This is a genomic window from Pseudomonas sp. HMWF006 (assembly GCF_003061205.1).
Lineage (GTDB): Bacteria > Pseudomonadota > Gammaproteobacteria > Pseudomonadales > Pseudomonadaceae > Aquipseudomonas > Aquipseudomonas monsensis.
Map to the genome: position 1 here is coordinate 1 of NZ_QAIU01000440.1, position 5,790 is coordinate 5,790.

The window sequence follows — 5,790 nt, forward strand, 5'->3', positions numbered from 1 at the left end:
CCGCTGCTGGATATTGCCGGCAAGCCGATGATCCAGCACGTCTGGGAACAGGCGAGCAAAAGCAGCGCCAGCCGCGTGGTCGTGGCGACAGACGATGCGCGCATTGTCGAGGCCTGCCAGGGTTTCGGCGCCGAAGTGGTACTGACCCGTGAAGACCACAATTCCGGCACTGACCGCCTGGCCGAAGTCGCGGCGAAACTGGGCCTTGAGCCTGACGCGATCGTGGTCAACGTGCAGGGCGACGAGCCGCTGATCCCGCCGAGCGTGATCGATCAGGTCGCCGCCAACCTTGCCGCCCACACCGAAGCGCGCATGGCCACCCTGGCCGAGCCGATCGAGGACGTGCAGACCCTGTTCAATCCGAACGTGGTCAAGGTTGTCAGTGACCTCAACGGTCTGGCGCTGACCTTCAGTCGCGCAACCTTGCCGTGGGCGCGCGATGCATTCGCCAAGAGTCGCGAGCAGTTGCCCGAGGGTGTGCCGTACCGTCGTCACATCGGCATTTATGCCTACCGCGCCGGTTTCCTGCAGGATTTTGTGAGCTGGGGCCCGTGCTGGCTGGAAAACACGGAATCCCTCGAGCAACTGCGTGCCCTGTGGCACGGCGTGCGGATTCATGTCGCCGATGCGTTGATCGCACCGCCGACTGGCGTCGATACCGTCGAAGACCTCGAGCGCGTTCGTCGCCTGCTGGAGGCCTGATGCGCGTTCTGTTCGTGTGCCTGGGCAACATTTGCCGTTCGCCCACCGCCGAAGGCGTATTGCGCCACAAACTGCGCGAAGCCGGGCTGGCGGATCGAGTCGAGGTGGCTTCCGCCGGCACCGGCGACTGGCACGTCGGCAACCCGCCCGACAAGCGCAGCCAGGCCGCCGCCAAAGTGCGCGGCTATGACCTGTCGGCGCAACGCGCGCAGCAGGTCAGCCGGGCCGATTTCGCCAGTTACGACCTGATTCTGGCCATGGACAACAGCAACCTGCGTAACCTCAAGGCGCTGCAACCGTCCACCGCCAAGGCCGAACTGGATCTGTTCCTGCGCCGTTATGCCGGGGTGGTCGATGAAGTGCCTGATCCGTATTACGACGGCGATCAGGGTTTCGAACAGGTGCTGGATCTCATCGAAGCGGCCTGCGACCAACTGTTGATCGAAGTGAAGGGCCGGTTATGAGCGTGCAACTGCAACGGCAGGTTTCCCTGAAACCGTTCAACAGTTTTGGCGTGGATGTTCGCGCGCAACTGTTTGCCGAAGCCCACAGCGATGCCGATGTCCGTGAAGCGCTGGCTTATGCTGCTGCGCATGACATGCCGTTGTTGGTGATTGGCGGTGGCAGCAACTTGTTGCTGACCGCAGACATTCCAGCGCTGGTGCTGCGCATGGCCACTCGCGGCATTCGTGTGGTGAACGATGACGGCAATCACGTCGTGATCGAAGCTGAGGCCGGCGAACCGTGGCATACGTTCGTCCAGCACACGCTGGCGCAGGGTTTTTCCGGTCTGGAAAATCTCAGCCTGATCCCCGGCACTGTCGGCGCTGCGCCGATGCAGAACATCGGCGCCTACGGTGTCGAGATCAAGGACGTGTTCGCCGGGCTGACTGCGCTGGATCGCCAGACCGGCGAGCTGCGCGACTTCAGCCTGGAAGAATGCAACTTCGCCTACCGCGACAGCCTGTTCAAGCAGCAGCCAGGGCGTTGGCTGATCCTGCGCGTGCGCTTCAAGCTCGACCGGGTCGCCCATCTGCATCTGGACTACGGCCCGGTGCGTCAGCGCCTGACCGAGCAGGGCATCGAGCAACCGACGCCCACCGACGTCAGCCGGGCGATCTGCAGCATCCGCAGCGAAAAACTGCCGGACCCGGCGGTGCTCGGCAATGCTGGCAGCTTCTTCAAGAATCCGCTGGTATCGGCCGCCCTGGTTGAGCAGATCAAGGCGCAGCACCCGGATCTGGTGGCCTATGCGCAACCGGACGGGCAGATGAAGCTGGCCGCTGGCTGGCTGATCGAGCGCGCTGGCTGGAAGGGTTTCCGTGAGGCCGATGCCGGCGTGCATAAATTGCAGGCGCTGGTACTGGTCAATTACGGCGCGGCCACCGGCCTGCAACTGCTGGAGCTGGCGCAACGCATCCAGAAAGATATTGCCGAACGTTTCAATGTCGAGCTGGAAATGGAGCCCAACCGCTATTAATGCAGCTACGAGCCTCAAGTTTTTAGCGGCGAGCTACAATCTTGATCGTGAGCCAGCTCCTGCTTTTGCTTGCAGCTTGTAGCGAGAAACTTGCAACTGAAAAGCCCTGTCTCAGCAGGGCTTTTTTGTTAACGATGGGTTAACTTAGCCAGCTAACGATAACCGTCATTTGCTTCACCAAAGGCCCGGTGCAGACGTTCGCGTCGGCACGAGAGAGCCTATTAGCCTGAGTCGATCTGCGTGAACCATCGCCAGCCTCCGGCGGCAGATTGCTCGACCCCATAACCACCAAGAATATGCGGGCGTGCCCATGATTACCCTGAAACTCAACGGTCAAGACCATCCTCTCGATGTCACTGAAGACATGCCGCTGCTTTGGGCCATCCGTGATGTCGCCGGTTACAACGGCACCAAATTCGGCTGCGGCATGGGCCTGTGCGGCGCCTGCACCATTCACATCGACGGCTTGCCCGCCCGCAGTTGCATCACCACCATCGGCTCGGTGGTCGGACAAAACGTCACCACCATCGACAACCTGCATGCCGATCCGGTCGGGCAAGTCGTCCAGCAAGCCTGGCTCGACAGCGCCGTGGCCCAATGCGGTTTCTGTCAGGGCGGGCAGATCATGTCCGCCACCGCGTTGCTCAAGACCAACCCGAACCCGAGCGATGAGCAGATTGAAGAGGCGATGGTCGGCAACATTTGCCGGTGCGGCACTTACAACCGCATCAAAACCGCGATCCGCCAGGCTTCCACTCATCTGAAGGAGGCCAAGGCATGAGCCGTTTGCCGAATGATTTTGCCCTGAGCAACCTCAGCCGCCGTGGTTTCCTCAAGGGTGTCGGTGCCACCGGCGCATTGGTGCTGGCCGCCAGTTGGGGCTGGCAGGGCGCGTTGGCCGAAGATGCACCGAAGAAATTCGGCGCTGACGGCATGCCCAACGGCTGGATCGACGATCCGAAGGTCTACGTCAGCATTGCTGCGGACGGCACGGTGACCGTGGTCTGCAACCGTTCGGAAATGGGCCAGGGTGTGCGCACCAGCCTGACCATGGTCGTCGCCGATGAACTGGACGCCGATTGGGCCAAGGTCAAAGTCCGGCAGGCGCCGGGCGATGAAGTGCGGTTCGGCAACCAGGACACCGACGGTTCGCGCAGCATGCGCCACTGGTATGAGCCGATGCGCCGTTGCGGTGCGGCGGCCAGGACCATGCTGGAGCAAGCCGCTGCTGCACAATGGAAAGTGCCGGTGGGCGAGTGCCATGCGCAGTTGCACAAAGTCCTGCACAAACCATCCGGTCGTGAACTGGGTTATGGCGAGCTCGCTGCTGCCGCCAGTGCGCTGGCCGTGCCGGCGCGCGACAGTCTGCGCCTCAAGCAACCGGCGGAGTTCCGCTATATCGGCAAGGAAGGCACCAAAGCCATCGACGGCGACGACATCGTCAACGGTCGTGCGGTGTATGGCGCTGATGTGCATTTTGACGGCATGTTGTTCGCCACTGTCGCCCGTCCGGCGGTGTACGGCGGCAAGGTCAAGTCGGTGGATGACAGTGCCGCGCTGAAAGTCCCGGGTGTGCTTAAAGTCATTCAGATCGAAAGTCGTCCGTTGCCGTCGGAGTTTCAGCCGTTGGGTGGCGTGGCTGTAATCGCCAGCAACACCTGGGCAGCGATCAAGGGCCGCGAGGCGCTGAAGATCGAATGGGACGATGGCCCGAATGCCAGTTACGACTCGGTGGCCTATCGCAAGGAACTGGAAGCTGCCGCGCTGAAACCCGGCAAAGTGGTGCGCAACACCGGTGATATCGACAAGGCCCTCAGTGGCGCCGCGAGTACGCTGGAAGCGTCTTACTATTTGCCGCACCTGGCGCAGGCGCCGATGGAGCCGATGGTCGCCATCGCCCGTTACAAGGACGGCACTTGCGAAGCCTGGGCGCCAAGTCAGGCGCCACAGGTGACCCGTGAACGGATTGCCGAGCGCCTTGGCCTGCCTTTCGATAACGTCACCTTCAATGTCACGTTGCTGGGCGGTGGTTTCGGGCGCAAGTCGAAACCGGATTTCGTCGTAGAAGCGGCGATCCTCGCCAAGGAATTTCCCGGCAAGGCCGTGCGGGTGCAGTGGACGCGGGAAGACGACATCCATAACTCGTATTTCCACACGGTGTCGGCCGAATACCTGAAGGCCGGCGTCGGCAAGGATGGCATGCCGTCGGGCTGGCTGCATCGCACGGTGGCGCCGAGCATCACCGCGTTGTTCGCGCCGGGCATGAACCATGAGGCGGCGTTCGAACTGGGCATGGGCTTTACCAACATGGCCTATGCCATTCCCAGCGTGCGCCTGGAAAACCCCGAAGCGACGGTGCACACCCGGGTGGGCTGGTATCGCTCGGTGTCGAACATTCCTCACGGCTTCGCGATCCAGAGTTTCGTCGATGAACTGGCGCACAAGGCCGGCGTCGATCCGCTCGAGTATCAGATCAAACTGCTTGGCCCGGACCGGCAGATTGATCCGCGCACCCTCAGCGAAGAGTGGAACTACGGCGAATCTCCCGAGCGTTATCCAATTGATACCGGGCGCATGCGCGCAGTGCTGGAGACGGCGGCGAAGGCAGCCGGCTGGGGTCGCCAATTGCCCAAGGGCCGCGGCCTCGGGCTGGCGGTGCATTACAGCTTTGTCACTTATGTGGCGGCGGTCATTGAGGTCGAGGTCAAGGACGACGGCACGCTGATCGTGCACAAGGCCGATATCGCCGTCGATTGCGGGCCGCAGATCAACCCGGAGCGTATTCGCTCGCAGTTCGAGGGCGCTTGCGTGATGGGCCTGGGCAACGCGGTACTGGGGGAAATCAGCTTCAAGGATGGCAAGGTCCAGCAGGACAACTTCCATATGTACGAGGTGGCGCGCATGTCGCTGGCACCCAAGGAGGTCGCGGTGCATCTGGTGACGCCACCGGGTGACGTGCCGTTGGGCGGTGTCGGTGAGCCAGGCGTGCCGCCGATTGCGCCGGCGCTGTGCAATGCGATTTTCGCCGCCACCGGCAAACGCATCCGTGACTTGCCCGTGCGTTACCAGTTGCAAGGCTGGCAGAAGGCGCAGGCGTAATGGACAGCGCTGATCTCAACGTCCTGCGCAGCGTGCTGGAATGGCGCCGCGCCGGGCAGCGGGTGGTGTTGTTCAGCGTGGTGCAGACCTGGGGCACTGCGCCACGCGCGCCCGGTGCGATGCTCGCGTTGCGCGAGGATGGCGTGGTGATCGGTTCGGTGTCGGGCGGGTGTGTCGAGGATGACTTGATCGCGCGCCTGCATGACGGACGGATTGCGAGCGACGGCCCGCCGGTGCAGTTGATTACTTATGGCGTCACCCGTGAAGAGGCGGCGCGCTTCGGTTTGCCCTGTGGCGGCACGTTGCGCCTGACTGAGGAGCGGGTCGGCGATCCGGCCTGGGTTGCCGAGCTGCTCGCTCGATGCGAGGCCCATGAAATCGTCGCCCGTGAGCTGAACATCGCCACCGGTGAGGTGCTGCTGACGCCCGCCAGCCCAGCCGACTCGCTGCAGTTCGATGGTCAAACCCTGCGGGCGATTTACGGTCCGCGCTGGCGTCTGCTGTTGATC

Annotated in this window: 6 protein-coding genes; all 6 read left to right on the plus strand. The window is 62.7% G+C overall.

Annotation, left to right across the window (positions count from 1 at the left end; translation table 11 throughout):
* On the plus strand, nucleotides 1-702 hold a 702-nt coding region (gene kdsB, locus DBR24_RS18520; protein WP_128615470.1), incomplete at its 5' end, for a 3-deoxy-manno-octulosonate cytidylyltransferase.
* Nucleotides 702-1,166 carry a low molecular weight protein-tyrosine-phosphatase gene (locus DBR24_RS18525; protein WP_123466818.1) on the plus strand — a complete coding sequence of 155 codons (465 nt, stop codon included), beginning with the start codon at nucleotides 702-704 and terminating at the stop codon, nucleotides 1,164-1,166. The genes kdsB and DBR24_RS18525, both read left to right, overlap by 1 nt.
* Complete coding sequence (murB, locus tag DBR24_RS18530) at nucleotides 1,163-2,182, plus strand: UDP-N-acetylmuramate dehydrogenase (protein WP_128615471.1); 1,020 nt, start codon at nucleotides 1,163-1,165, stop codon at nucleotides 2,180-2,182. The genes DBR24_RS18525 and murB overlap by 4 nt, the downstream gene beginning before the upstream one ends.
* 310 nt (nucleotides 2,183-2,492) lie before the next feature.
* A complete protein-coding gene (locus tag DBR24_RS18535; RefSeq protein WP_128615473.1) occupies nucleotides 2,493-2,963 on the plus strand; it encodes a (2Fe-2S)-binding protein in 471 nt (156 codons plus the stop codon).
* A complete protein-coding gene (locus tag DBR24_RS18540; RefSeq protein WP_128615472.1) occupies nucleotides 2,960-5,281 on the plus strand; it encodes a xanthine dehydrogenase family protein molybdopterin-binding subunit in 2,322 nt (773 codons plus the stop codon). Before DBR24_RS18535 ends, DBR24_RS18540 begins: the two co-directional genes overlap by 4 nt.
* The coding region (locus DBR24_RS32800) for an XdhC family protein (RefSeq protein WP_305889080.1) at nucleotides 5,281-5,790 on the plus strand (510 nt) is incomplete at its 3' end. The genes DBR24_RS18540 and DBR24_RS32800, both read left to right, overlap by 1 nt.